General features: G+C 63.4%; 23 protein-coding genes. 6 read left to right on the top strand and 17 right to left on the bottom strand.

Annotation, left to right across the window (positions count from 1 at the left end; genetic code table 11):
* Positions 1-95 precede the first annotated feature (95 nt).
* From ACZLZQ_RS10605 to ACZLZQ_RS10595, 3 genes are all read left to right on the top strand, one after another.
* Positions 96-1403 (top strand): efflux RND transporter periplasmic adaptor subunit, encoded by a 1308-nt coding sequence (locus ACZLZQ_RS10605; RefSeq protein ID WP_472949345.1) that lies wholly within the window; start codon positions 96-98, stop codon positions 1401-1403.
* Positions 1400-4537, top strand: a complete 3138-nt coding sequence (locus ACZLZQ_RS10600) for an efflux RND transporter permease subunit (protein ID WP_472949344.1) — start codon at positions 1400-1402, stop codon at positions 4535-4537. The genes ACZLZQ_RS10605 and ACZLZQ_RS10600 overlap by 4 nt, the downstream gene beginning before the upstream one ends.
* Positions 4538-4607: 70 nt before the next feature.
* Positions 4608-6452: an ABC-F family ATP-binding cassette domain-containing protein gene (locus ACZLZQ_RS10595; RefSeq protein ID WP_472949343.1), complete on the top strand. Its 1845-nt coding sequence runs from the start codon at positions 4608-4610 to the stop codon at positions 6450-6452.
* Between the two features lie 661 nt (positions 6453-7113).
* Here ACZLZQ_RS10595 and ACZLZQ_RS10590 read toward each other — a convergent pair.
* Positions 7114-8994: a DUF4238 domain-containing protein gene (locus tag ACZLZQ_RS10590; protein WP_472949342.1), complete on the bottom strand. Its 1881-nt coding sequence runs from the start codon at positions 8992-8994 to the stop codon at positions 7114-7116.
* 326 nt (positions 8995-9320) lie between these two features.
* Between ACZLZQ_RS10590 and ACZLZQ_RS10585 the strand changes: the two genes are divergently transcribed.
* Entirely contained in the window at positions 9321-10658 is a 1338-nt protein-coding gene (locus ACZLZQ_RS10585; protein ID WP_472949341.1) for a DEAD/DEAH box helicase, read from the top strand.
* Positions 10659-10788: 130 nt separating this feature from the next.
* Positions 10789-11100: a polyhydroxyalkanoic acid system family protein gene (locus ACZLZQ_RS10580; RefSeq protein WP_472949340.1), complete on the top strand. Its 312-nt coding sequence runs from the start codon at positions 10789-10791 to the stop codon at positions 11098-11100.
* A gap of 27 nt (positions 11101-11127) precedes the next feature.
* On the opposite strand, the gene ACZLZQ_RS10575 is transcribed toward ACZLZQ_RS10580, so the two are convergent.
* Positions 11128-11628, bottom strand: a complete 501-nt coding sequence (locus tag ACZLZQ_RS10575; protein WP_472949339.1) for a hypothetical protein — start codon at positions 11626-11628, stop codon at positions 11128-11130.
* A gap of 265 nt (positions 11629-11893) precedes the next feature.
* On the opposite strand from ACZLZQ_RS10575, the gene ACZLZQ_RS10570 reads away from it, so the two are divergent.
* Positions 11894-12217 (top strand): hypothetical protein, encoded by a 324-nt coding sequence (locus tag ACZLZQ_RS10570; RefSeq protein WP_472949338.1) that lies wholly within the window; start codon positions 11894-11896, stop codon positions 12215-12217.
* 60 nt (positions 12218-12277) lie between these two features.
* Here the strand turns inward: ACZLZQ_RS10570 and ACZLZQ_RS10565 are convergent, their stop codons facing one another.
* From ACZLZQ_RS10565 to ACZLZQ_RS10495, 15 genes are all read right to left on the bottom strand, one after another.
* Positions 12278-14449 (bottom strand): DUF1217 domain-containing protein, encoded by a 2172-nt coding sequence (locus tag ACZLZQ_RS10565; RefSeq protein WP_472949337.1) that lies wholly within the window; start codon positions 14447-14449, stop codon positions 12278-12280.
* 136 nt (positions 14450-14585) lie between these two features.
* Positions 14586-15083 carry a hypothetical protein gene (locus tag ACZLZQ_RS10560; RefSeq protein ID WP_472949335.1) on the bottom strand — a complete coding sequence of 166 codons (498 nt, stop codon included), beginning with the start codon at positions 15081-15083 and terminating at the stop codon, positions 14586-14588.
* A complete protein-coding gene (locus ACZLZQ_RS10555; RefSeq protein ID WP_472936081.1) occupies positions 15080-15439 on the bottom strand; it encodes a flagellar protein FlgN in 360 nt (119 codons plus the stop codon). The genes ACZLZQ_RS10560 and ACZLZQ_RS10555 overlap by 4 nt, the downstream gene beginning before the upstream one ends.
* 48 nt (positions 15440-15487) lie before the next feature.
* Entirely contained in the window at positions 15488-15997 is a 510-nt protein-coding gene (locus ACZLZQ_RS10550) for a rod-binding protein (protein ID WP_472949334.1), read from the bottom strand.
* 74 nt (positions 15998-16071) lie between these two features.
* The gene (locus tag ACZLZQ_RS10545) at positions 16072-16479 is read right to left on the bottom strand and encodes a hypothetical protein (protein ID WP_472949333.1); all 408 of its coding nucleotides are present in this window, start codon (positions 16477-16479) and stop codon (positions 16072-16074) included.
* On the bottom strand, positions 16476-17231 hold the full coding sequence (locus ACZLZQ_RS10540; RefSeq protein WP_472936084.1) for a flagellar biosynthetic protein FliR: 756 nt from the start codon (positions 17229-17231) through the stop codon (positions 16476-16478). Before ACZLZQ_RS10540 ends, ACZLZQ_RS10545 begins: the two co-directional genes overlap by 4 nt.
* Positions 17228-19321, bottom strand: a complete 2094-nt coding sequence (gene flhA, locus ACZLZQ_RS10535; protein WP_472936085.1) for a flagellar biosynthesis protein FlhA — start codon at positions 19319-19321, stop codon at positions 17228-17230. Before flhA ends, ACZLZQ_RS10540 begins: the two co-directional genes overlap by 4 nt.
* Before the next feature lie 348 nt (positions 19322-19669).
* Entirely contained in the window at positions 19670-19936 is a 267-nt protein-coding gene (gene fliQ, locus ACZLZQ_RS10530) for a flagellar biosynthesis protein FliQ (RefSeq protein ID WP_472936086.1), read from the bottom strand.
* 5 nt (positions 19937-19941) lie between these two features.
* On the bottom strand, positions 19942-20352 hold the full coding sequence (gene flgD, locus ACZLZQ_RS10525) for a flagellar hook assembly protein FlgD (protein ID WP_472949332.1): 411 nt from the start codon (positions 20350-20352) through the stop codon (positions 19942-19944).
* Positions 20349-20807 carry a flagellar biosynthesis repressor FlbT gene (gene flbT, locus ACZLZQ_RS10520; protein ID WP_472936088.1) on the bottom strand — a complete coding sequence of 153 codons (459 nt, stop codon included), beginning with the start codon at positions 20805-20807 and terminating at the stop codon, positions 20349-20351. Before flbT ends, flgD begins: the two co-directional genes overlap by 4 nt.
* Before the next feature lie 5 nt (positions 20808-20812).
* Positions 20813-21160, bottom strand: coding sequence for a flagellar biosynthesis regulator FlaF (gene flaF / locus ACZLZQ_RS10515; protein ID WP_472936089.1), 348 nt, complete (start codon positions 21158-21160; stop codon positions 20813-20815).
* A gap of 81 nt (positions 21161-21241) precedes the next feature.
* Entirely contained in the window at positions 21242-22333 is a 1092-nt protein-coding gene (locus ACZLZQ_RS10510; RefSeq protein ID WP_472949331.1) for a flagellar hook-associated family protein, read from the bottom strand.
* 14 nt (positions 22334-22347) lie between these two features.
* A complete protein-coding gene (gene flgK, locus ACZLZQ_RS10505; RefSeq protein ID WP_472949330.1) occupies positions 22348-24135 on the bottom strand; it encodes a flagellar hook-associated protein FlgK in 1788 nt (595 codons plus the stop codon).
* A 110-nt stretch (positions 24136-24245) separates the two neighbouring features.
* Positions 24246-25586: a flagellar hook protein FlgE gene (locus tag ACZLZQ_RS10500; protein WP_472936092.1), complete on the bottom strand. Its 1341-nt coding sequence runs from the start codon at positions 25584-25586 to the stop codon at positions 24246-24248.
* 176 nt (positions 25587-25762) lie between these two features.
* Entirely contained in the window at positions 25763-26434 is a 672-nt protein-coding gene (locus tag ACZLZQ_RS10495; protein ID WP_472936093.1) for a response regulator transcription factor, read from the bottom strand.
* Between the last annotated feature and the right edge of the window lie 416 nt (positions 26435-26850).

Genomic DNA, 26850 nt, shown 5'->3' with positions numbered 1-26850 from the left:
AAATTGTTGGGCGGGCGCGGGGCTATCATCGGCTATCCCACGAAGAGGTCAGGACGTTTCATCCTCCGTTCATCGACAAGCCCGTATGGAACGTCATGGCTCTTTACCGACAACTCGGCGTCACCCTCGCAGCTCTCGGCATCGGCGGGGTGATCTGGCTCTCGCTCGACCCACGGCCAGGCGCGTACCTTCTCTCGATGTCCCTTCCAGCTCCCGTCGCGGCGGCGGTATCTGCTGTGATGCAAAGCAAGACGGAGACGACGAGTGCGCCGCCGGCCCGTCAGGCGGGCCGCGGGCCACGGCCGACGATCGTCAGTGCCGGCCGCGTCACCACCTCCCTCACCCGCAACCAGGTCCGGGCGATCGGAACAGGCGAAGCCGAGCGGTCGGTGACGGTTTATCCCGACGTCACCGGGATCATCGAGACCGTGCCCTTCAAGTCCGGTGACACGGTTGCCGTCGGGGACAGTCTGGCCCTCCTCGAGGACGATGCGGAGCAACTCGCCGTCGATCGCGCGCGAATTACGGTGGCAGCGGCCGAGGAGAAGGTGGTGCGCATTGCACGCCTGCTGGAATCGCGTGCGATCACCCAGGTCGACGTCACCGCAGGCGGGCGAGAGCTCGACAACGCCCGGCTCGACCTGCGCAGTGCCGAGATCGCCTTGCAGAAACGCAAGATCGTCGCGCCGATCGCCGGCCGTGTCGGCATCGTCAGCGTCGATACCGGCGATCTCGTTTCCAACCAGACGGTCATCACCACCATCGACGACCGTCGTCAGCTGAAGGTCATCTTCTACACCCCCGAATCCATCGTCCCGGAACTCGAGATCGGCGGACCGGTCGAGGCAGTCAGCACGGCACGGCCGGAGAAGATCCATGCCGGCCGGATCAGTGCGATCGACAGCCGGCTCGACGAGGCCAGCCGCACGCTGCGGACCGAGGCAACCATCGACAACGCTGCGGACGAACTGCGGCCTGGCATGTCGTTCTCAATCAACCTTGCCCTCGAAGGCGAACGGCTGCTGTCGGTCGACCCGCTCTCCGTCCAGTGGGAGCGCAAAGGACCGATCGTCTGGCGCATCGAGGGCGACACCGCGGTGAAGCTTCCAGTTCGGATCATCGAGCGCAATATCGACCGCGTCCTCGTGACCTCGAACGTCCTCAAGGAAAACGACGTGGTTGTGGTCGAGGGCGTGCAGGCGCTGCGGGAAGGCGGCAAGGTCGAGGTCCAGAACGCTGAGGCGATGAAGCAGCCGCCTGTCCCCCGCGAGCTCGAGCCGGTGGCAGAGCCGACGATCGGCGATGATGGCGTTCCCATCCGGCCGGATGCGGCGATTGCGCCGATTGCGCGCGACGGCAAGACCGCCGCAGCGCCTCCGGCCGCTGGGACTCGGGTCGAATGAGCGTCTCGCCCTCGAAGCCGGACGGACTGACCGCCCTCACCAGCCTGTTCATCCGCCGGCCGGTACTGACGATCGTCCTCAATCTTCTCATCGTCGTCGCCGGCCTCGCCTCCTTGCGCGCAGTCGAGATTCGCGAACTGCCGAACATCGACCGGCCGGTGATCACCGTCTCGATCGACTTCGAGGGCGCCGCGCCCGAAGCGGTCGACCGGCAGATCACCAGCGAAGTCGAGAGCGCCGTCGCCCGCGTGTCCGGCATCGCCTCGGTGTCGTCGAGCTCCCGCTTCGGGTCGAGCCGCGTCACCATCGAATTCACCGACTCCACCGATCTGAACGTCGCCGCATCCGACATTCGCGACGCCATCAGCCGCATCGCCAACAGTCTGCCGGACGAGGCGGACGAGCCGCGTATCGTGAAGGCCGACGCCGACGCCGACCCGATCATGCGCCTGGCGGTGATCGCGCCGGGCATGGCGATCGAGGATCTCACGACCCTCGTCGAGGACCGGATCGCCGACCAGCTCGCCGCCGTCGAGGGCGTTGCCGATCTCCAACTCTCCGGCGAGCGGGAAAAGCTCGTCTATGTCGACATCGAGCCGGACCGCCTGGCAACGCGCGGGCTGACGGTGGCCAATGTCGCGACGGCGCTGGCCAACGTGGCGCTCGACGTGCCCGCCGGCTCGCTCGCCTCCCCGACCCAGGACCTCATCGTGCGCACCGACGCCAATGTGACGTCGCCGGCCGAGTTCGAGAACATCGCGCTGAACGACCGCACGAGGCTACGCGACGTCGCCAGCGTGCGCTTCGGCCCGGACGAGGCGGCGTCGCAGCAACGCGTCAACGGGCAGACCGGCATTGGCCTTGGCGTCATCCGGCAGGCCGGGTCGAGCACGCTCGACATTTCCACCGGCATCCGCGCCATGGTCCAGCAGTTGAACCGGACCTTGCCGGAGGGCGTCTCGGTGCGCGTCACCTCCGACAATGCGGTGTTCATCAACGGCGCCATCCACGAGGTCGAGCTGTCGCTGATCTTTGCCGTGATCATCGTGGTCGCGGTGATCTACCTCTTCCTCCTGAACATCCGTGCGACCTTTATTCCCGCCGTGACCATGCCGGTGGCGCTGATCGGCACGCTGACCTTCATCTATCTCGCCGGCTTCTCCATCAACATCCTGACGCTGCTCGCACTGGTGCTGGCGACGGGCCTCGTCGTTGACGACGCCATCATCGTGCTCGAGAACATCGTGCGGCGCCGCGACATGGGCGCGCGACCGGCAGCGGCGGCGGTGCTCGGCACGCGGCAGGTGTTCTTCGCGGTGATCTCGACGACCGCGACCCTTGCGGCCGTCTTCGTGCCGATCTCGTTTTTGCCGGGCGCTGCCGGCGGACTGTTCCGCGAGTTCGGCTTCGTGCTGGCGGTGGCGGTGGTCATCTCCTCCTTCATCGCGCTCACCCTCTGCCCGATGCTGGCGGCAAAGTTCCTGAAGGCGCGCGAGGACGAGAAGCCGGCCGGGCGGTTCACCAATGGCGTCCGCTGGTTCGGCGGCAAGCTTGCCGGCTTCTACGCCGTCACCGTTCGCGCCTGTCTGAATTTCCCGCTGCTGGTGGTGGTCGCTTCCCTGATCTTCTGCGGTGCTGCCTACCTCACTTTCAAGACCTTGCCGCAGGAGCTGACGCCCGCTGAGGACCGCGGCCAGGTCGTCCTGCGCATCACCGCGCCGCAGAGCGCCAGCCTCGATTATACTGCCGCGCAGATGCGGCGGATCGAGAGCATCGTCCTGCCCTATGTCGAGAGCGGCGAGGCGACCAACATCTTCGCCACCACCGGGCGCGGCTCGGCAAATTCCGGCTTCATGGTGATGACGCTCGCCGACTGGGCGGTGCGGACGCGCTCGCAGCAGGAGATCGTCGCCGAGGTAAATGCGGCCGTGCGCAACGTGCCGGGCGTCCGGGCCTTCGCCATCCAGCCGAACTCGCTCGGCATTCGCGGCGGCGGCCAGGGCCTGCGCTTCGCCATCGCCGGACAGAATTATGACGAGCTCGGCAATGCCGCGGCGAAGCTGAAGAGCGCGATGGACACCGACGGCCGCTGGGGCCGCACGCAGCTGGCCTCGGAAGCCGCCCAGCCGCAGGTCTCGGTGCTGATCGACCGCGCAAGGGCCTCGGACCTTGGCATCGACATCGACGGCTTGGCCACCGCCATGCAGTCGCTGCTCGACGGGCGTGAGATCGCGCGGACCTATATCGAGGACAAGCAGATCCCGGTGCGGATCGTCGCCACCTCCAACCCGATCAACGACCCCGGCGATCTCCGCAACGTCTTCCTGAAGGCCAAGGACGGCCGCATCGTGCCTATGTCCTCGGTCGCCACCACCGAGGAGCGGCCGATCGCGCCGACGCTCGACCGCGAGAACCGCTCGCGCGCGGTCTCGCTCTCGGCCGAACTGCCGGAGGGCTATTCGCTGGCCGAGGCCTGGGCGGACATCCAGCCCTTCGCGGACGGGGTGCTGCCGGACGGCATGCGGCTGGTGCCGCTGGCGGAAGCGGCAACACTTGAGGAGACCTCGGGTGGGCTCGCCATCGTCTTCGGCTTTGCCATCGTCATCATCCTCCTCGTCCTCTCCGCCCAGTTCGAGAGCTTCGTCTCGGCCCTCATCATCATCGCGACGGTCCCGCTGGGCCTCGGCTGCGCGGCCTTTGCGCTCGCCTTCTTCGGGGTCAGCCTCAACCTCTACAGCCAGATCGGCCTGGTGCTGCTCGTCGGCATCATGGCCAAGAACGGCATCCTCGTCGTTGAATTCGCCAACGAGCTGCGCGAGGAGGGCATGGACCTGCGCGAGGCGATCGAGCAGGCGGCGCTGATGCGCCTGCGGCCGGTGATGATGACGATGGTGGCGACCGTCGTCGGCGGCGTGCCGCTGATCTTCGCCTCGGGCGCCGGCGCCGAGGCGCGCGTCGCGCTCGGCTACGTCATCGTCGGCGGCCTCGGGCTTGCGACCTTCGCGACGCTCTACGTCACCCCCGTCGCCTATCTCCTCCTCGGCCGCTTCTCGAAGCCGGTGAAGGCGCGGACCGCCGAACTGCACCGCGACATCGCCGAGGCCGAGCGTTTCGGCGAGCCCGGCCACGCCTGATCGACCGACTGGCGGCGGTAACCGCGTGCAGTGCATTTCGCCGCGCGCCGAAATGGGTTAGAGCCTCACCATGGCTCTTCCCCCCCTTCTTCGTCTCGACGGCATCAAGCTGACTTTCGGCGGCACGCCGCTCCTCACCGGCGTCGAGCTCGGCGTCCTGCCGGGCGACCGCATCGCGCTCGTCGGCCGCAACGGCTCCGGCAAGTCGACGCTCCTCAAGATCGCCGCCGGCTTCGTCGAGCCGGATGCCGGCGAGGTGTTCCGCCAGCCGGGCGCCACCATCCGCTACCTCGCGCAGGAGCCGGATTTTGGCGATGCCGTCAGCGTCGAGGCCTATGTCGCCGCCGGCCTCGGTCCCGCCGATGACCCGTACCGCGTCACCCGCTGCATCGATGCGCTCGGCCTCGACCCGAACGCCCGCCCCTCCGACCTCTCCGGCGGAGAGGCGCGCCGCGCCGCGCTCGCGCGGGTGCTCGCACCCGAGCCGGACATCATCCTCCTCGACGAGCCGACCAACCATCTGGATCTCCCGACCATTGAATGGCTGGAGGACGAGATCCGCTCGCTTCGCAGCGCCATCGTCGTCATCAGCCATGACCGGCGCTTCCTGGAGAAGACCACCACCGCCACCGTCTGGATCGACCGCGGCGGCGCACGGCGGATCAACGAAGGGTTCGGCGCCTTCGAGGCCTGGCGCGACAAGACGCTGGAGGAGGAAGAGCGCGACCTCCAGAAGATGGACCGCAAGATCGTGCGCGAGGAGCACTGGCTGCGCTATGGCGTCAGCGCCCGCCGCACCCGCAACCAGCGCCGCCTCGGCGAGCTGCACGCCATGCGCGCCGACCGCAAGAACGTCCGCCGGGCCGTCGGCATGGCCGAGATGAACGCCGGAGAGACGCGCGAGAGCGGCAAGCTGGTGATCGAGGCGGAGAACATCTCCAAAGGCTATAACGGCCGCACCCTCGTCGACGATTTCTCCATGCGCATCCAGCGCGGCGACCGCGTCGGCTTCGTCGGCCCGAACGGCGCGGGCAAGACGACGCTCCTGAAGATGCTGATCGGCGAGACCAAGCCCGACACCGGCAAGATACGCCTCGGCACCAATCTCGACCTCGCCTTCCTCGACCAGAAGCGCGCCGCGCTCCGCGACGAGCAGACGGTGTCGGAAGCTCTCACCGACGGGCGCGGCGACCAGGTCATGGTCAATGGCGAGCCAAGGCACGTCGCCGGCTACCTCAAGGACTTCCTGTTCCAGCCCGAGCAGATCCGCACGCCCGTCGTGAACCTCTCCGGCGGCGAGCGCGCGCGGCTGCTGCTCGCCAAAACCATGGCGACCCCCGCCAACTTCCTGGTGCTGGACGAGCCGACCAATGATCTCGACATGGAGACGCTGGACCTCCTACAGGAGCTGATCGCCAACTATCCCGGCACGGTCATGCTGGTCAGCCATGACCGCGACTTCCTCGACCGCACGGTGACCAGCATCGTCACCCCCGACGACCAGGGCAAGTGGATCGAATATGCCGGCGGCTATTCCGACATGCTGACCCAGCGCCGCTCCGACGCCAAATCAGCGCGCGGCATCCCCGAGCGCAAGGGCAAGGGCGGCCGCAACCACGACCTCACCGGCGCCTCGAAAATGACCGTCACCGCCCCTCCCCCGGCGAACCCGTCCGGCGCGAAACTCTCCTACAAGCAGAAATTCGCCCTCGAAAGCCTGCCGAAAACCATCGCGACCCTTGGCAAGGAGATTGCCGATCTCGAGACCGAAATGGCGAGCCCGACGCTGTTCGCGAAGGACCCCAGCCGGTTTGCCAAGCTCGCGAAGAAGCTGGATGCGAAGCGGGCGGAACTGGCGAAGGCGGAGGATGAGTGGCTGGAGTTGGAGATGTTGCGGGCGGAGGTTGAGGGGTGAGTTTGAGCCACTTTTCTCTTTTATGACACGGAGGCTCAGCTTATTGCTTAATTTTAACTTTTTACGGACTTATGTTTTAGAGACATATGCAACGGATTCGCAGTATTTAAGAGTTGTTTGATATTTCATTCTAAAACATCAGCGCTCGATGAAAGTCGCCATGGGAACCGAAGAGAGGTGCTTTTCCGAACTAGACATAAGCAATAGTCGGTTTATGGTGTTATCCTGAATGCCTCCAACGCGGAATGTACTTGTCACAGTTCCCGCTGTCGTTGGGGCTTGCAAGCGGCATAATGATTTATCTAAGACTTTCTTATGCTTTTTGTAACGTGAAGCAAGTTGCGCTTCATAGTTCGGCTTAGGGTCACAGCCACTCCGATTCAGGATGTAGTTATATGCACCTTGGAATACGGAAGTTATGCAGGAAAAAGTGGGATCCTCAGCCGCATGAAGAGTGGCCTCCTGTCCGACTGGGAAAGTAAAGCGGGAGGAGCACACAGCAGTCCGCAGGGCGGATAACGTCGGTTCGGTCCCAATATATCGGCGGTTAAGCGCCGCCTGCAATTCCTGCCACCTGAAGGGGCTATCAGTCAGGATTTGCGCTCCAGTCGCTTGAGCCAGATACATGGCCATCTCAAAATTGGGCGCCATATTAAATATATTAAATTGCCCGCCGTCCTGAGCAGAAGCGTCCTGGGTTACGGAAAGTAAGTCTTTTTTCCCTTATCTTTTCGATAGCCCTAATAAGATCTTTTTCATCAATCCTTTCTGAGCCGTTGATATCAATAATACGCCGTACGAGATGTTCGTTGGGCACATTAAGCATCATACGATGCATGTCCTCCTTCATGATATCGTTCATTCTTGGGTCATCTAAAGATTCGAACAGCAATTCACGCGAGCGCCAGCGCGCCATTGACATCACTTGATGCCGGAGATGCGAATCGAAATCACACGGGTCGGGAACGAGAGTGACCATACCGGCCTCGACCAGCGGCATAATCTGCAGGAAGATCATAAGTGCTTTCAAAGCTTCACCGCGATACAACTGCGGGTTCTCGGTAGGCCGCTTGTCCTTTGAGAGAGTGCCTGCATTCAAGAATGGATGCTGAATGATGATGTGGCCAAAATACAGTGATGAACCAAGCGCGAACTCGGTGATAAGCTTGGGGTGGAGAAAGCCCGTATATACCGATCGAAAACTGCCATCAGGTTTTGGGAGCAGCCCGAGCAGGTCGGTCTCCAAGGGCCATAGCGACTCGTATATGCCATATAGTCTGGCTATCTTCTCATCGGTCATGCCCCGACGAAGGTCATTCCAGCCCACGTTCGGCATATCGAACAACTGAGCGATTCCAGCCATAAGCATGAGGTTGCGTTCGCGAATGCTTTTCTCCGTCCATGACGTTCGTAGCTGCTCATGTTTACCCTTGCAGCATTCGCCGAACGAATGTCCGGAACCGCATGGACAATACTCGCGCTGCTTAGGTGTAATTTTCGGCTCTGCCTTGATCAACCATTTCCGGGGTTTCTCGGTGCGGCCGAACTGGTCTTGGTAGTACACGTCACCGCCTTCGAATTTCGCGAACATCTCACCGCCGAAACCAAAGAGCTCACCCAACGGGGGTTGCAGCGTGGATCGCAGCTCCGCCCAAGCTCTCGTTACGGTCGCCTCTGGATAGAGCCATTCTTTTTTGCCAGCCGCGACGTATCTTTTGGCCATGGCTTTCATAATATAGTTTATTTCACTTACCTGATTAGAGTCGAGATAGCGTGATTTGATGAATTTTATTGTGGAAACCATTGACTTTTGAAAGCTGCGCGAAAATGTCCGCTTTGTTACTGGAGAAGCGCTTTGGTCCTTGGCGTATTCTAGATTTGTGAGAATCAAGCAGTGATTAGGACCAAAGGGGAACAAAGTCTGGGACCCCTTGAGCGCAATAGAGGGATCACTCGGATAATTATTCCTTGAATCTGATGGCGGAATGGCATAATTGTAGACCGTTATTGGATGATCGCTGAGAATGAACTTAGTTTCCGAATGCTCTGCGGACACAATTTCTCGGACTCCGGTGGTCCAAGTCGTAACGTTGAGCATCCTGAGGCTCTGCATTTCGAGCATTAACTCGTTTTGAGAAATTTCGGGATACTGCTGACGCAGCCATGCCAGCCCTTTTGGTGTTCTTAATTTTTGTATATCCATGTATTCGAATAGGTCTCGGAAACATTCATGCCAAGCACCTTGATCGTCTTCGCTAAACGCGCGAATTGCCTCTGCTCCACGCCTGTCAATATCTCCAAAAAGCTCGCGTTCGATTTGGTCGCTCACCTCGGCGCCGAAGAACGTCGAGTAAAGATCCTTTTGTAAAAATGCCCGAGACGTCGGCGCATTGCGCAACGAGCAACCAATGGCGAAGCTGCCGTCACCGCGTGGGTAAGTGGGCGGGTCGAGGTCGAGAAGGCAATGCGTGTCTGCACCAGTGCTGAAAAAGCGCTCCTGATGCCACTGGGGTACGTAATGGTTCTTCCTGGTGACCGCCATTATATTTACTCCCTGAGATTTACTCGATAGCCATCAGCCTGCTTGCCTTCCAAAGTCAAATATATGCCGTGCAAGCGATACTTGGCTAAACTCGTCAGACTCCCTCCCTTGACGCACCGCACAAAAACGCTCATATCCCCCCTGCAAACGCCGTGACGCGCTGCGCTCCCTTCCTCCCGATCGCTGTCTTTTGCAGTGCTGCAGGAATGCAAGACGAGCGCCTTCGGACTTCGATCCGATCACGGCCCGTGCCGACTGGGTCCGCAAGCGCGAAGACCGTCGGCCGTTTCGCGGGCTTAAGCCCCGCATCATGTCAAAGGCATTTCTTGACCCATACCAGCTTCTCGACGCTCGGCCTGTCCGACGTCCTTCTCACCGCGCTTGCGCGCGCCGAAATCACGACCCCGACCCCGATCCAGGCCCAGGCGATTCCCGTCGTCCTGTCGGGCAAGGACGTGCTCGCCATCGCCCAGACCGGCACCGGCAAGACCGCCGCCTTCGCCCTCCCCGTCATCGACGCGCTGATCAAGAGCGGCCGTCATGCCCAGCCGAAGACGCCCGTCGCCGTCTTCCTCGCGCCGACCCGCGAGCTCGCCTCGCAGATCGCCGACAGCGTGAAGAACCTCCTCGCCGGCACCCAGCTGCGCCAGCACGTGATCTTCGGCGGCATCTCGGCCCGTCCGCAGATCGAGGCCATGCGCCGCGGCGTCGACATCGTCATCGCCACCCCCGGCCGCCTGCTCGACCTCGTAGACCAGAACGCGCTGTCGCTGGGCTCCGTCGAGCACATCGTCCTCGACGAGGCCGACCGCATGCTCGACATGGGCTTCGTGCGCGATGTCATGCGCATCGTGAAGTCGCTGCCGACCAAGCGCCAGTCGCTGCTGTTCTCGGCGACCATGCCGCAGAACGTCGAGGCGCTCGCCGCCAAGATCCTGAAGAACCCGGTGCGCGTCGAAGTGACGCCCGAGGTGGTGACGGTCGAGAAGATCTCGCAGAGCGCCTATCTCGTGCCGCAGAAGGCCAAGAAGCATTGGCTGGTGAAGCACCTCGCCGATCCCGCGCTCGATAAGGTCGTGGTCTTCACCCGCACCAAGCACGGCGCCAACCGCCTGTCGGAAGACCTGATCAAGGCCGGCATCGATTCCGCCGCGATCCACGGCAACAAGAGCCAGGCCGCCCGCCAGAAGGCGCTCTCCGCCTTCCACGCCGGCGAGACCCGCGTTCTCGTTGCCACCGACATCGTGGCGCGCGGCATCCACGTCAACGACATCAGCCATGTCGTCAACTTCGACCTGCCGGAAGAGCCGGAGAGCTACGTCCACCGCATCGGCCGGACCGCGCGCGCCGGCAAGTCGGGCTTCGCGATCGCCTTGGTCGATCCGTCGGAGCGGGCGAAGCTGCGCTCGATCGAGAAGCTCACCGGCCAGCGCTTCGAGCTGAAGGAGTCGGAGTTCGCCGGCGCCGAGCTCGCTGCGATGGAAGAAGAGAAGGCGCGTCCGCCGCGTCCGCAGCAGGGTCGTCCGGGCGGCCACGGCAAGCCAGGCGGCCAGAACCGTTCTGGCGGTCGTCCGAGCGGCAACGGCGCCGGCGCCGGCCGGGCCAAGACCGAGGGCCATCGCGGCCAGCGCGCCCGTCCGTCGGGCCCGCGCGCCGTCGCCTGATCGCGGCAACCATCTGAATTGAAAACGGCCGGGAGAGATCCCGGCCGTTTTCGTTTGGCGCTCGTAACGCGCGGATGTTGCAGCCCTTCCGTCCCCTCTCCATATGAAATCAGGAGACAGGGAGAGCCGCATGGCCGAGACGATCAAGATCGACATTCCGCACAAGCTGACGCGCGAGACCGCCCGTGTGCGGATCGCGGAAGGATTCGGCAAGATGCGCGATCAGGCGATCGGCGGCATGGTGAAGTTCGAGGACGTCTGGACCGGCGACCGGCTGACCTTCCAGGCCAAGATGCTCGGGCAGACGGTGGTCGGGCGCGTCGACGTCGAGGACAGCAATGTCCATGTCGAGATCGACCTGCCGGGCTTCCTCGCGGCCATCGCCAGCAAGATCAAGGGCAAGATCGCCCAGGGCGGCCAGATCCTCCTCGAGAAGAAGTAGCGCACGCCGGGAGCTGCATCCCTCGGCCTACTCGGCAACGCTCCGCAGCGTTGCCTCGGTCGCCTTGACGGTGCCACCCGTATCGGTGGCGTCGATCGCCAGCACCGTGCCGAGGCCCGGCACCTCTGACCCTACCTTGACGCGCCAGAGCTCTTTGTCGGTCGCCAGAATCGCCTCGTCCTGGAACACCATGACGATCTGAAAATCCGCCGGCACCAGCGGCGCCGCCCGCACGATCGCCGGCGCCGGCATCGCCCCGCCGTCACCCGCCTCGACCGCGCCGGTGATGATCGGATCTACGTCGCTCGGCCGCATCGAGGCGAGGAGCTGCCGGTTGAAGTAGTCGGGGTCGTTGACCGAGATGGTATAGGCGACGAGGAAGAAGCCGATCGAGGCCACGCAGAGGCCGGTCGCCAGCATCTGGTCTAGGGTGAACAGGCTGCTGAGGCCCGAGAACCGGCGCGTCGCGCGGCCGGCGGTTTCTGGCCATTCGGGCCGGGACAGGCGGGCGGAAATGACGGCGAACATGGTCGACCCCGAGCGGTAGAGAGGCCCCCATCCTTCCATTGGCCGCTTAAAGGTTCCTTCTTCCTGATGACCGATCGCGGGGGAATGTGCCGTTAGGGTTTACCAAGCGTAAACGCCGACCGCGCGGCTGACATTTGTGATTAACGATCCGTTAGAAGATATGCCGGGCGGCCCTGCCCTTCGGCAACCAAAAGCCGCATGATGGGCTTTGCTGCGGGAGAGACGGCGATACCCCGTCAGCTGCCATCGGAGGCTGGAAAGACCCATGTCGGAACGCGAAAAACGCAGCGCCTCGCGCATTCGCTCCCGCCTGCGGCCGGGCAAGCTCCTGAGCGAGGAAGGCGCCTTCATCGGCGACTGTGCGATCACCGACAGGACGCCTTCGGGCGCACGGGTGCGGATCTTCGACGCAGCGGCGCTGCCGGCGGAAATGGCGCTGTTCGACGAGCGCGAGACCGAGCAGTGGCAGGTCGAGCTTGTCTGGGCGGCCGGCGCCGAGGCCGGCCTGCGCTTCCTGACGCCCGCTACCCCAGTCGAAGACGGCGATGCCGAGAAGATCGCCGGGCGCTATTACGCCGTTCGCCCATAGCGGCGAGACCGGCGCGCCGCAGCGAACGAAGGCCGCCGTAATTGGCGGCCAGCTTTCGGCCTAGAGGACCGACAGCAGCCCGCCGACGTTGCCGAAGAGGCCGAGCACCGGCGAGGCCGACGAGTCCGCATTCTTCACGTCGTAGAGCCCGGCAAAGCGCGACAGGAAAGCGTCGAGCTTCTTCGGATCCTGGAAATCCTTGACGTCGATGCGCTTGGCGATGATCGCCGCTTGCTTGTCGATATCGAGCGAGGAGAACGAGTCCGGCAGGCCGAGCGAGGTCTTCACCACCTCGACGATGGCCTTGTCCGCCAACATCTTCAACGGCGACGTCAGTTCCGGAGCGTGCCGCAGGAAATAGAGCGCCAGCCGCGTGCCCTCGTTGGTATCGCCGGCTTCCGCCTCCATCGTGGTGAGGAGGTAGAGGTTCTCGGTCGATAGCCGCTGACCCGGCTCCTGCACGCTGCCCTCGCTGATCTTCACCTTGCCGCTCGTGTCGAAATTGAACGAGGCGGCGAAGTCGGAATAACGGCTGTCGCCGAAGGAATTGGCATAGCTCGACCGGTCGCCGAGGTCGCTGGTCAGGATCTTCTTCAGCTGCGTCGTCGTCAGCTTCTCGTCCTCCAGGCCATAGGCCTTCAGCGTGTAGTCCAGCACCGTCTTGTTGGCGAGGAGGTCGTCGAGCGAGCGCAGGCTGCCCGCCGCATCGACATATTTTGCCGTTTCCGACTTCAGCACTTCCTTCTTCGCCGCGCTGAGGTCGGTTCCGAAGCTTGCGGTGTACTTGGTGCCGACCGTCGTCATCGCGGCCGTCGAGACCACCTGCTGCTGCTCCCGGAGCTTGCCCGTCGCATCGAAGTTGAAGGCGGCGGCAAGCTTCTCGTAGCGTTCGTCGCCGAGCTTGTTGACGTAGCTGTTGGGATCGGAGACGTCGCTCTGCAGCACGCGGCGGATGCGGGTCAGGCTCTCGGTCGCCGGATCGAGATCGAAGGCGCGCAAGACGTAGTCCAGGGCATCGCGGCCGAACACCGGATCCTTGATGAGCAGGTCGCTCAGCGACTTCATCTTCGACAGCTGCAGCTTGTAGGTGCTGGTGCGCGACGCGTCCTTGGCGGCCGCATCGGTCTGGTAGTTCTTGTAGTAGCCCGCCGTGGTCGTCTCGGTCATCGCTTCGGACTGCGCCGAACCGCCGACGGCGACACTGCCGGTGGTGCCAAAGCTGAAGGCGTCGCGCATCGCCGTCATCTTCTGCTTGTAGGCGACGTCCGCCGAGGTCGCCGTCGACATCTGATTCAGCGCGCTGGTGGTATCGTTGACGTCGCTAGTCAGGATGCTGCGCACGAAAGCGGTGTCGGTCGTCGACGTGACGCCGAAGGCGGTCCTGACATAAGCGAACAGCCGATCGTCCGACAGCAGCGCGTCGACGTTGGTAATCTGCGTGATCTTGTCGGTGAAGTAGGACGTCTCGTAGGCGGCGGTCTTAGAGCTCGCCATGTTTTCCGACTTGACGTTGAAGTCGTAGATCAGCTGGCTGGTATCGGCTGCATCCATCGCCGTCGTCTTGCCCGTGGCGAGACTGCCGTCCGCGGCGAAATTGAACTTGTCGGCGAGCTGGAAGAAGATGTCGTCGCTGCTGGACGCCTTGTCGTCGGCGATGGCGCCGGTCAGCACATCCCGCACGTAGGTCTTCGAGGTCAGCGCCGGGTCCCGCCCGATCGAGCGCATCGCGACGTCGAACAGTTGCGGATCGTTGATGAACTGATCTACCGACGTGATGGTCTGCATCTTGGCTTCGAAGTGGGTCGTCTTCGACGCCAGGCTCACCGCCTGGCGCACCCGGTATTCCGAATAGGCCTCGATCAGCGACTCGTTCTGGCCGGTGCTCTGCGCCGTCTTCACCGCATCGGCGGTCTTAAAGCTGAACGCCTCGGCAAACTTGCGATAGCGGTCGTCGGCCAGCGCATTGGCGAACGACGACTTGTCGGTGAGATCGCTCTCGATGACCTTGCGGATGAAACCTTTCGACGAGGCCTGATCCTCGAGCCCGTAAGCCTTCAGCGCGTAGGTGTAGAGGCGGCTGTCGCCGAGGAAGTCGTCGACGTCCTTCACCTTGCCGATGTTCTTGTCGTAGTAGGCGGTATCGCTGGCGACAGTCCCCGTCTTCTCGATCCGATCGAGCGACTTCGTCAGGTTGCCGGCGTAATAGCGATAGTTGAGCAAGGTCGAGAGCATCGTGCTGGCCTGTGGTCGAGGGAATGGATCGAGCCATGCCGATGGCCCGTCATTGTCGTCGCGCCCTGAGGCTAGCACCGCGATATTGACGCAAAGCTAACTATGTTCGCCGTCCGACTGTCGCCCGGTCACCCGGTCACCCGGAGGTCGCGGGCTCCACGGGCGCGCGCTTCAGGCCCTCGCCGCCGATCTGACCCTTTGGCAGGAAATCGAACTGCTCGATCAGGATCTCGTGCACGATTTCCTGCTTGTAGCGGCCGTTGACGGAATCGCGGATCGCGTTGGTGAGGGCCGCGAGGTCGTACTGCTCGGGCTTCTCGAAATCGAAGGTCGAGGCCGTGTAGACAGCGCGAAACGCCTCGTCGAGGATGAACGGATCCGGCGGCACCGCGAGCTTGTTGGCGATTTCGCCATCGACGGTATAGACGAAGCTCGCGATGACGTAGCCCTGGATGGCGTTCTTGGCGATGATCGGGACCGTGATACCCTCGGTCTTGCGGTAGTCGAGCCCGACGAAATAGGTCGGCTCGACCGTTTCTGCGCTAGCCTCGTTCGAGACATAGGACGCCACGGCGTAGCTCGTGCCGAGCGAGGCAATGCAGACCCAGATCCCGATGGCGATGATCTTGATCATTTGACCCGCTTCACCCCACTGATCGCCGAGCCGTAGGTGCCATCCGACTCCGCGTCCGCGATCGCCTGCGCGATCAGGCCGGTGATCTCGCCGGCGGCCTCCATGTGCAGCTGGAGGACGCGGCGGTTGTCGTCGAGACGCTCGCGCAGCGTGTTCAGCTTGACCTTGAGGTTGGGGGTGACGTTCGCTGGATCCAGGCCACGGGAGATTCGCGACAGCTCGAGCAGGCTTTGGTTCTTGCGGTGGCTGAGCTCGGTCAGATTGATCGAGCGGCCCTCGCGCAGCGCCATGGTTTCACCCGCGAGCAGTGCCTCGAGCCGGTTGATGGACTGTGTGAGAACGGTTTCCAAAATCATCTTCCTGTTCTGTCCGGGCGGGACGGTATGCACGTTATCCGGGGGGACCTAGCCGAGGCCCTTGAAGGCCTGGGCACCGGTCGTCATGCTGTCGCTGGCCTTCAGCTTGTCCTGGGCGCCACTGACGGCTTCAGCCTTGGAGCCGCGCTTCTCCAGCATCTCCGCGATGCCGATCCCGCCATCCTTGGCCATCTCGTCGCCGATCCGCTCGGCCAGCATCGATTTCCAGATCTTGCCGGCCGTGCCGGTGCCGAAATAGGTGGAATTGTCCTCAGGCAGCATGCCGTCGATGAAGGTCCGCAGCACGAAGCTCTCGAACTGCTGCGTCGGCGACATCACGCCGCTGCGCGAACCGCGCGAGACGAAGGAGATCGACTTCTCCGGCACATTGCTCTTGGCGACAGGGGTCTCAGGGGCCGCGCCTGCTTCCTGCGAGGCCTTGGCAAGGTCCGTCTCGAAGCGCTTTCCGATGGCCGGGTCAGCCGTCGCCGTCGGAGAGGCGGCCGGCGTTTTCTGCGCGGCAGCAGCGATCGGGGTGGTGGCCGACAGGATCGTCATCAGGGAATCCTTCGCCGCCGAATCTGGACCATGCGGGGCGGCGCATTTCTTGCGATGGTTCTACGCCGTGCAACTTATTCGAAGCTTGCGCGCGCGGCGGTCAGGTAGTCGTCGAGGGCCAGTTCAAGCGCCGATCGCTCCGCCGCGCGCCACGCCTCGCCGGTCGCCTCATCGCAGGCATGCTCCAGGCGCTTCTCGATGCCTTGCGCCTCCCGCAGCCGGCTGGCAGAGGCAGTTTGCAGGACCTGGTTGCCGGAGATATGGACCTCGTTGCGCCGCAGCGTCGTCGCCTTGGCCTCGAGGAACAGTCCCTGCAGCAGCGATTGATCTCCAAGGCTTTGCAGGATCTCTACACTGGTGGCGGCGAGCGCGATGCCCTCGCGCTTGAGGTCGGCAAGACGCCACTCCTCCATCTCGCGCTTGCGCGCCTGAACCGACAGGAGACGCTGAAGACGGTCCGCCCTCGCCTGCTCGCCGCTCATCCCTGCAGCACCCAGCGCTGGTAGCTCTCGACGAAGATCGTCAGGAAATCTCCGATGGAATAGCCAAGGAGAATCAGGCCCCCGGCGATCACGAAGGGCAGCGAGATGAAGTAGATCGGGATCTGCGGCGTCATCTTGTTGGCAAGGCCGATCGCGAAGTTGACGATGACGGCGTAGACGACGAAGGGGCTGGCGATGCGCAGGCAGAGCTTGAAGGTCATGTCGAGGTTGTCGACCATCGAGGCCAGCGCCATCCGCGGCGCAAAGCCGAGCATTACCGGCATGGCGGTATAGGAAGCGACCAGTGCGCGCAGGATCTCGGCATGCAGGTTGAGCGAGAAGATCAGCACTGTCGCCGTGAGGGTGATGAGCGAGACGACCGCCGGCTCCGGCCCGTTCTCGTCCAGCGCCACGCCCATCGCCTGACCCATGCCGATCGCATTGGCGACGAACGACCCGCCGAACTGGACGGCGATCAGGAAGATGCGGCCAAGCAGCCCGATCAGAAGGCCGTTCAGCACCTCGGTCAGCAGCATCAGCAGCCGCGCGTCGTCATTGGCGCCCTGCAGCAAGGGGGTCAACGTCGGCAAGAGCCCCGGCGCGACGGCCAAAGAGACGCCGAAGGCGATGAACAAGCGGATCTGTGCCGGAATGCTGGAGTTCGAATAGCCCGGCAGCACCATCAGACAGCTTCCGATCCGGCAAAAGATCATGAAGATGCCGATGATGACGACCGTGGCGTCCGCGTTCACGAGATTGAGCCCAACGCCTTGATGTCCACGCCGCGGGCGATCTCGAGGTGCGACAGCACCGGCAGGTTCACGAAGATCCGCTCGATCATCATCCGCACGTAAGGGCGCGCATCCGGCGAGGCGACGAGCACGAAGTTCTCGCCCTGGTCGGTCTTCTCGCGGATCACCTTGGTCGCTTCCGTCGCGAACTGCTCGACGAGGCGCGGGTCGATGTCGAACTCGATCACGTCGCCTTTGGCGTCGCGCTTCAGGGCCTGGTGGAAGGCGAGGTCCCAGCGGTTGCCGAGGCGCAGCACGCCGAGCTGGCCCTTGTGCAGGAGATCGCCGCAGATCTGCTGCGCCATGCGGGTGCGGACATGCTCGACGATCTTCTCCGAGCGCCGGACGTGCGGTGCGATCTCGGCGATGGCCTCGAGGATCAGCGTCAGGTTGCGGATCGAGACACGCTCGGCGAGGAGCAGCTTCAGCACCGCCTGCAGGCCGCTGAACGACATGTGCGCCGGGACGATCTCGTCGATCAGCCGCTTGTACTCCGGCTCCAGCCGGTCGAGCAGCGTGCGGGTATCCTTGTAAGACAGAAGGTGTGCGAGGTTGTTGCGGATGACCTCGGACAGATGCGTCAGAATGATCGACAGCGTGTCGACAGGCTCGAAGCCGGCGCGGCGGGCGGCCGCCCCGAAGGTCTCCGAGATCCACGCCGCCTTCAGGCCGAAAGCCGGCTCGCGGGTGAGGTCGTGCGGAATGTCGGGCACCGGCGAGTCGCCGAGGACGATCAGGAGGTCGCCGAGCCGCAGGGCCTGGGTGGCGACCACCGTGCCGTGCACCTTGATCTCGTAGGACTTTGGATCGACCGACAGGTCGTCGCTGAGCTTGATCTCGGGCACGACGAAGCCGAAGCGGGAGGCGAAGCGCCGGCGCATCTTCTGCACGCGGTTGCCGAGCTCGTCGCGCGAGAAGGCGAGATGCGCCGCCATCTGCTTGCCAAGCACGAGTTCGACCTCGACGATGCGCAGCGACTCCTTGACCGACTGGCGCTCGCTCTCGATCGCCTGGCTCTCGGCCTGCTGCTTTTCAGCCTCGACCACCCTCTCCGCTTCGGCCCGCCGGCGCGGCACGGTGTAGGCGATGAGGCCGAGGACGCAGGAGACCACGAAGAACGGCACGAACGGCAGGCCCGGCAGCAGCGCCAGAATGCCCATCAGGAGCGAGGAGATCATCATGGCGCGCGGGTAGTAGCCGAGCTGCGTCATGATCGCCTTCTCGGCGGCACCGCGTGTGCCGCCCTTGGAGACGAGAAGGCCGGCGGCGAGCGAGACGATCAGCGCCGGGATCTGGGTGACCAGACCGTCGCCAACCGACAGCTTGACGAAGACGTCGGCAGCATGCCCCGCGTCCATGCCATGGCGGGTGACGCCGATGATGATGCCGCCGAAGATGTTGACGGCGGTGATGATGAGGCCGGCGATCGCATCGCCGCGCACGAACTTCGAGGCACCGTCCATGGAGCCGAAGAAAGAGCTTTCTTCTTCCAGTTCGCGGCGGCGCTGCTGCGCCTGGCGCTCGTCGATGAGGCCGGCGGAGAGGTCGGCGTCGATCGCCATCTGCTTGCCGGGAATGGCGTCGAGGGTGAAGCGCGCGCCGACTTCGGCGATACGCGTCGCGCCCTTGGTGATGACGAGGAAGTTGACGGTGATCAGGATGATGAAGACGACGAGGCCGATGACGAAATCGCCGCCCATGACGAATTCGGAGAAGCCGCCGATGACGTAGCCGGCCGCGTTGTGTCCCTCGTCGCCATGGCTGAGGATCACGCGCGTCGTGGCGATGTTCAGCGACAGGCGCAGCATGGTGGCGAGCAGCAGGATCGTCGGAAAGGACGAGAAGTCGAGCGGCTTTTCGATCCACAGCGAGACCATCAGGATCAGCACCGACAGCGAGATCGAGATGACCAGGCCGAAATCGATGAGGAAGGCGGGAATCGGAACGAACAGCACCGCCATGATGAAGACGATGCCGAGCGCGAAGCCGATATCACGGCGGCTCTTGGCCTTGATCGGGGGGCTAAGTCTCAGCGGTGCGACGAGCGACATCCGGCGTTCCCTCGGGCATTGCGCCCCGTGCGTGACCCCCGGCTTGACGCCGTGGCATGGAAGGCCGGCGCGGCAGCGGGAAAGCTACGCGGCAAGGCCGGAAAGAAGCGGGCCGACGGCACGCCATTTCTCCCGATCTTCCTGACGGTTCGAGCTTGAGCCGGGCTGGAAAGGTTTCCAAAACATTAGCAACGACTGCATCCACCCCAGACGGTGGTGCCGGTCCGCATCGGCAACCCCTCGCACGACGAGGCTGCAGCCGCTCCCCGGCCTGAACGCAAAGAGGCCCCGGGCGGCGTTTGCCGGCCCGGGGCCTCGAGGACAAAAGTTCGCTGGACGGTGTCCTGATCAGTAGCCGTGTTCGATGCGGGCGTAGCTTTCCTGGGTGAAGGAATAGACCTGCGCACCGGTGAAGGAGGCCGTGAAGGCGACGATGATGAAGATCGCAATGATCTTCGGCACGAAGGTCAAGGTCACTTCCTGGATCTGCGTCAGGGCCTGGAACAGCGCGATCAGGATGCCGACCAGCATGGCGCCGCCGACCGCGGGCCCCGAGGCGATGACCACGGTCCAGATCGCGGACTGAATGATGTCGATGGCGTCGGCCTGGTTCATCTCGGCTACTCGATCTTGATGCCAGCGCCGAGGTCGACGGTCGCGCCACTGGTCAGCGTTGCGACGGCCCCGGCATCGGTCACCTTGACCGACTTCACGACACCGCTGACGGTGCCGTCCGACGAGGTCAGCGTGCGGCCGAGAACGGCGTCGGCCTGGGTCAGCGAGGAGACCGTCAGCATCGACTCCAGCTTCTGGTTCATCTTGATGCCCTGCTCGACGTTCGAGAAGGAGGCAAGCTGGCTGAGCTGCTCGGTGGCGTCCGTCGGGTTCAGCGGATCCTGGTTCTGCATCTGCGCGACGAGCAGCTGCAGGAAGGCATCATAGTCGAGGCTGGCTTGATCAGCATCCGACTTGGTGGACGAGGTCGTGGACGTCGTTGCCGTGCTCGCCGAGGTGCTGTTGACCGTGGTCATGACCGTGCTCCCATGGCCACGGGAACCCGGGCCTCGTGAAAGGTGGACTGGTTCGCCGGCGGCTCTGCGTCGGCGAGAATGGCCTCTTCCATCGGCATGAGCGCCCGCAGGCACTTCAGGCCGTCATAGGGACGGTCACGGCCGACGAGATCGGCGACGTCCATCAGGCCATCGCGCATCGCGGCGTTCGACGAGGTCGCCAGCAGCAGCGCATAGGTCCGGGTGAAGGCTTCGCGGGCGGCGACGGTGTTGGCCGGATCGATCAGCATCATCTGGACGATGAAATAGAGCTGGCGCAGCGGCGTCGTCGCGGCTTCCGCCTGCATGACGTGGCTCTCCAGGAGGAAGGTCACGTCGTTCAGGAGCTCGATCGAGGTCTTGCGATCGACCCGCATCACGGCACCGTTGATGAAGATCCGCTCGCCGGCCCGTAGGGAGACTTTCAGCGTCGCCATCGACTTTACTCCAGACCGTCGCGGATCATCGCGGTGACGTCGATGATGCCCTTGAAGCTGTTCACCTTGCCGTTGCGCAGGGCGTCGGTCTCGCGCATCACCCAAAGACCGATGGAGATGAGGCCGGCGCGCAGTTCTTCCGGCAGCGCGTTTTCGGGGTTGGCGAGATCCTCGATCAGCACGGACCAGAGCGTCCGCGTGACGTAGATCGCTTCGATCGCCGCCGACGACCGAGGACCCGCGAGCTCCGCGCGCGTCAGCACGTCGAGCGTATGCTCGAGCGCCTGGCGCTCTCGCTCGCGCGCAGAGGAGCCGCTTTCCTGCCTGATCTCTGCGTAGGAGAATTGATACATGCGCCGTTCCTCGATCTGGACGGGGCAAAGGCCCGTCCGAAATGCTGTCCGCTGTCGATCAGATCGAGAGCTGCCGCTCGATCAGATGTAGTTTAGAAGGCTTAGCGACTGAATCTTGCCTGTCACTGTATAGGCGGCTTCCAGCTGCGTTTTCAGCGCGTTGACGCGCAGGCTTGCTTCCGCGATGTCGACGTCCTCAAGCGCCGAGACTGTCTTCTCCATGATGTCCTGCTGGCGAAGAAGCTCGGTATTGGCGGACTCGACCCGCTTCAGCTTGGTGCCCACATCGGCACGCATCGAGGTGATCGCGGTGGTGCCCTTCTTCAGCTGAACAGCGGCAGCGTCGGTGACGACCTTACGCGTGGACTCGCCCAGTACGCCGATGTCGAGGCTGGTGATCATCGTGTAGGCGGAGGCCATGTTGCGGAAGGAGGCGTCGTTGGCGGAGGCCGAGGACGTGATGGTCTCGCTCTTGCTGACCGGCGAGTCGATCGTGCCGTTCGTGGCGTTCGACCAGTTCGCGGACCATGCCGCATCGGTGAACAGGGCGGAGAACTTGTAAGGTCCGGCCACCGTCGGCTGCGGCGCCGGCAATGCGAAGGTCGCCGTGGGCGTAAAGCCGGCGGGATTGGTCAGATAGTCCTTCATCTGGTCGGCGGTGACCAGGCTGGCATCGTCGGTGCCCGTCGCGGCCCGTACGAAGTTGCTGAAGTTCAGCTGTGTCGCCGCATCGGCGAGCGTCATATCCGTCTTGATCGGCGACACGTTGCTGTTGTCGCCGGCAAACAGGAACTGCCCGCTCGACGCGTTCAGCGCCGAGGTCATCTGCTGCAGGCCGGACTTGGCGTCGCTGACGAAGACCGTGAAATCGGTGGCGACGCTGATGCCGACGAGGTTGTTGGACAGCGCCTCACCACCTTCGCTGATGGTCGCGAGCGACGCGTCGATGTTCTCGAGCCGCGTGGTGACGAGGCCATTGGAGATCCGCTGCTCCTTGAACGTCGATTCCTGCGCACGGGCGCTGATGGCGCTGCCGGTCAGCCGGCCGAGCGTGCGGCCGACATCAACGTGCCGGCCCGAATTGACCTCCTGCGAGGCATCGTTGAGCGAGCTCTGAAGCTTGACCAGCGAGGTTCGGGTGGCGCTGTTGAAGGAAAGCGTCGAAATGCTCATGGTTTCAAGCTCCGTCAGATGCTGTTGAGAAGCGTCTTCAGCATCTCGTCGATGGTGGAGAGCAGTTTGGAAGAGGCCTGGAAGGAGCGCTCCAGCTGCATCATCTGCGTCAGCTGCTCGTCCATGTTGATGCCGGTCTTGTTGGACAGCGTGTCCTGCGTCCGCTCGAGAACGGTAGTCTTGTATTCCGTCTCGTTCAGCGAGTTCTGACGGGTTGCCTGCAGCCAGCTGACCGAGGAGGCGGCGTAATCGGCGACGCTTCCCTTGGAGTCGGCACTGCTGTCGTCCGCGAAATTGCGGGTCGTCGCCATCGCCGTGCTCAACTGATTGAGCCGCGCCGTGAAGCCGCCGAGGTCTGCGGTGTTGTAGTCGTACTGGATGCCGTCGCGCAGCAGCGTCGGCGTCGCCGTCACCCCGCTCGCCAGACGCAGCGAGCCGGCGAGGCCGATGACCGCAGGGGTCGTCGCCGTCGCGGTGCCAGCGACGAGGCCGCCATCACCGCCGCCTGAGCCGACGATGGACGACAGTGTCATGGGCACTGCACCGCCGACGCTGGCAGCGGACGCAGTGATCTTGCCGGTACCGTCAGCCGTAAAACTGACCTTACCCGCGCCCAGTGCCGTCGAGCCGCCTGCGGGAATCGCACCCGCGACCATCGACTGCAGCTTGGTAGCGAAATTGGCTGCACTCGTCAGGTCGCCGGCTGCCAAAGTGCCGGTCGCGACATACGTCGTATCGCCGTATTTAAAGTTAAATGACAGCGTATCACCAGCGGTGGTCCCGGTCGCGTCGAACGTGCCGACATCGAGCCGGGATACCGTCGCCAGTGTGCTGGGATCGACCGCGGTGAACAGGCCCGGCACGTCCGGCATGCCGGTGGCGCTCTCCTTGAAGGCGTCGATCAAACCACGCGCCGTCTCGTCGAGCTGCGTCTGGTAAGTGACCATGATGTCGTCGCGCAGCGCGACGAGACCGGCGACCGAGCCGTTTTTCAGCGGCATATAGGCGGTGCTACCGGTGACCGCGGTGCCGTCGATCGTCAGCGCATTGCCTTCGGTCACGGTCTCGTTGAGGCCGGGGGTCGGGGTGAAGCCGATCGCGCGGGCCGTCGTCTCGAACAGCGTCACACCGGAATCGGTGTAGAGCACCATGTCGTTCTCGCCGCGCGTGACGATGTTGACGCCGACATACTGCGACAGGGCGGCGACCGCCTGGTCGCGCTGGTCGCTGGCATCGGTCACATCGGCACCGCTGCGGGTGCCACCGACCACTTCCTTGTTCAGAAGCTCGATCTTGGCGAGCAGCTTGTTCATTTCCGCCGCCGCGTTGACCAGCTCGGTGTCCGCATCCTTGCGGATCGTCTGTGTCGTGGCCGAGGCCTCGTTCAGCGTCTTCACGAGGTCGGAAGCCGCGGTCACGGCATTGCGGGCGAGTTCGTAATTGTTCGGCGAGGCGGACAGCGTCGTCAGCGCGTCGGACAGCTTGCTGACCATGGCGGCCGGCGAGCGGCTGAGCTCGGTGTCGCCGAGCGTCTCGCTCAGGCGGTCGAGGCCGTTGCTGATGACGTTGCCCTTGCCGACCGCTGCGCTGGCATCCAGCATATTGCGGAACAGCGCGTAGTTCGACGACTGCGAGACCGACTTGATCTGGACCTGGCCGTTCAGGCCGGTGATGACGTTGGCGTATTTCTTCGTCGCCCCGACGGTGTTGACGTTGGCGATGTTGCGGGCAACGAGCGCCGTCTGTGCCTGGGACGCCGCGAGCGACGACTTTGCCGTATCGAGGGCGGTGGAAAGCGACATGGCGGGGTTTCTCGCAGTCGGAGGTTGGCGGCGGCGCTGGGGTCGGCAAAAGGCGGACTGGACGGCAGTGCGGTAGGCGGCGCCGGGTGACGGCGCCTACCGCGGCAGCATCAGCGCTTCAGGTTGACGAGAACGTCGAGGATTTCCGAGCCGGTCTGGAAGACCTTCGAGTTCGCGGTGTAATTGCGCTGCGACTCGATCATGTTGGTCAGCTCGCCCGCCAGATCGACCGTGGAGTCCTCGAGCGCGCCGGCGGTCAGCTTGCCGAAGCCGCCGGAGCCACCGAAGCCCATCAGGACGGTCCCGGACTCGACGCCGGCGCTGTAGACGTTGCCGGCCTTGGCGATCATGCTGTCCGGGCTGTTGACCGAGGCCAGCGGGATCCTGAAAAGTTCCCGGGTCGTGCCGGAGGCGAAGGCCGCGGTGACGGTGCCATCCTCGCCGACCGAGATGTCCTTGATGACCTCAGCCGGATTGCCGTCGACGGACGCCGCCAGCGGCTGGGTGTTGCCGGTGAACTGCGTGGTGTCGCCGATGTTGAGATTGAAGGGACCACCGCCGATACCGGCGAGGTCGATCGTCAGCATGCCTGGACCGGAAGACGAGGTGTTAGCCCCAAAACCATTGATGCTGTCCAGCGTATAGTTTGTGGGATTGAAGTTCAGGACAGCTTTGGCCAAGGGAGCAGAAGCGGCGGCTCCGTAGGGGAAAGGCTTCGTGGCGAGAGTCTTTTCGGCCGTGCGACTGTCGTAGACAGCAACCTCCCATGTCTCATCCGCCGTCTTAGTATAGTAGACGTCGAGCTTTACGGCCTCGCCGGAGTTGTTGTAGACGGTGATTGAAGTACTGGTGGTCGAGTTCGACAGCGGGACTGTCGTCGCCAGGTTCTGCGACGGGAGATTGGGCGTTACGGCCGCTACGAAAGCCTTGTTCAGCGGCACCGTCAGGATGCCCTTGGTGGTCGGGTTGGCGCTGAGCAGCGAGGTCTTGAGGTTGACCTCTTGAAGGCCCGAAAATCCGTTAAGCACAGCGTCGGTGCCGGTCGTGCCGACCGGATAGCCCATCAGCGTGTAGCCCGCGGCATTGACCAGCGCGCCGTCGGCCTGCTGGGTAAACGAGCCGGCGCGGGTCAGGAAATTCCCGCCATTGCCGTCGCTGACGGCCATGAAGCCGTTGCCGTTGACGGCAAGGTCGAGCTTCTTCGGACTGTTGTCGTTGCCGGTGTAGCTGAGGCCGCCCTGCTCGCTGATGAACGTGCGCGTCTGCACCTCGACGGCGCCGGAATTGTAGCCAGCAGCATTGCCGGGAAGGATCAGCGAAGAGAACTCGGTCTGCGACTGCTTGTAGCCGGTGGTATCGGAATTCGCGATGTTTTCCGCGACGACCCCGAGCTTGCTGGCTTGCGCCGTCATGCCTGAGACGCTTGTGCGCATAATTCCGCCGATGCTCATCCGGTGCCCTTCCAATGGCAGTTTTGCTGCTCGATATTTAACTGCGAGAGCTTGCGCGAAACTGCCAGACAGGCAGCAGAACCCTTGCAGCACAGCAAATCTGGCCTAAACAAAGAAAAATCCCGTCTTTGCAGAAGCAAAGCGGGATTTTTATACTTATTTAAGAAATGTAGGCGTCAGACGCCGATGCCGTATCCGAGGTAGCGCATCGACGACACCGGGTCGTAGCCGAGGCGCATCTTGAGCTTCTTGCGCAGCTTGGAGATGTGGCTTTCGATGACGTTCTCCTCGACGTTCTCGTCGAAAATGCCGTAGATCGCCGAGAACAGCTGCTGCTTGGAAACGCGGCGACCGCGGTTCTGCACCAGGTATTCGAGGATCCGGCGCTCGCGCCGCGGCAGGATCATCGACGCACCGGCGACTTCCGGATCGCGGCCGTCGGAGAAGACGCAGATCTCCTCGACCACCGTGCGGCCCTTGCCGGCACCGGCGTCGCGGCGGCGGATGGCGCCGACCCGGGCAAGGATTTCCTTGACGTGGACCGGCTTGGAGACGACGTCGTCGATGCCCGCAGCGAAGAGATCCAGGGTCGAGTTGAGCGCCTTGGTCTCGGCCAGCGCGATCAGCGGGGCGTTTGACCGGCCGCGCACCAGGCGGGTGAAGGCGCCACGCTCGGGGAAGTCACCCAGAAGAAACGCCTCGACGGCGGAGATGTCGGTCTCGGGAGCGGTCTCGACCCACTCGCGAAATTCCTCGACCTGAAAGCCCGCGGCGGACACACCTTCCATGCCGAAAAGCGACTGATATCCGTTCGTGACCAGTTCACGGTTGTCCACAACTACGATCATCACATCCACCTGCCGTCGGGTTTCTCTGGAGATATTGATACGGCGTTAAGGCCCAGGCGAGCTATCCCTAAAACTCACTATAAGGTTAATGGGACCTTTCAGGTAGCTGGCAAAGAGACAGGCGATGCAACGGGTTAGGCAGCTTTGCGAAAGCTTCAGAAAAAACAAAAATGCCGGATTCGCGGGGATGACAGGGTGCCTGCGCGGTTTGTCAACGGTTTGTTAACCATTCGCCTGAGGGCGTCAGCCTGTTGCAGTGCACCCTCCTCCGGAACGTTTTGACCGAGGCGCCGATCTCATCGGCTCGTTCGTTGGCCGCCTTGCCGGTCTCCGGTAGCGCCATGCGTCCGGCAGGTTGCACTGCTCGCATCAGCCAACGCCTCGGACCGTCCGCGAAGGAGCGCAACCGTAGCTAG

This window comes from Mesocryomonas lacus (assembly GCF_055730105.2).
This window is presented reverse-complemented; position numbering and strand designations above follow the sequence as displayed.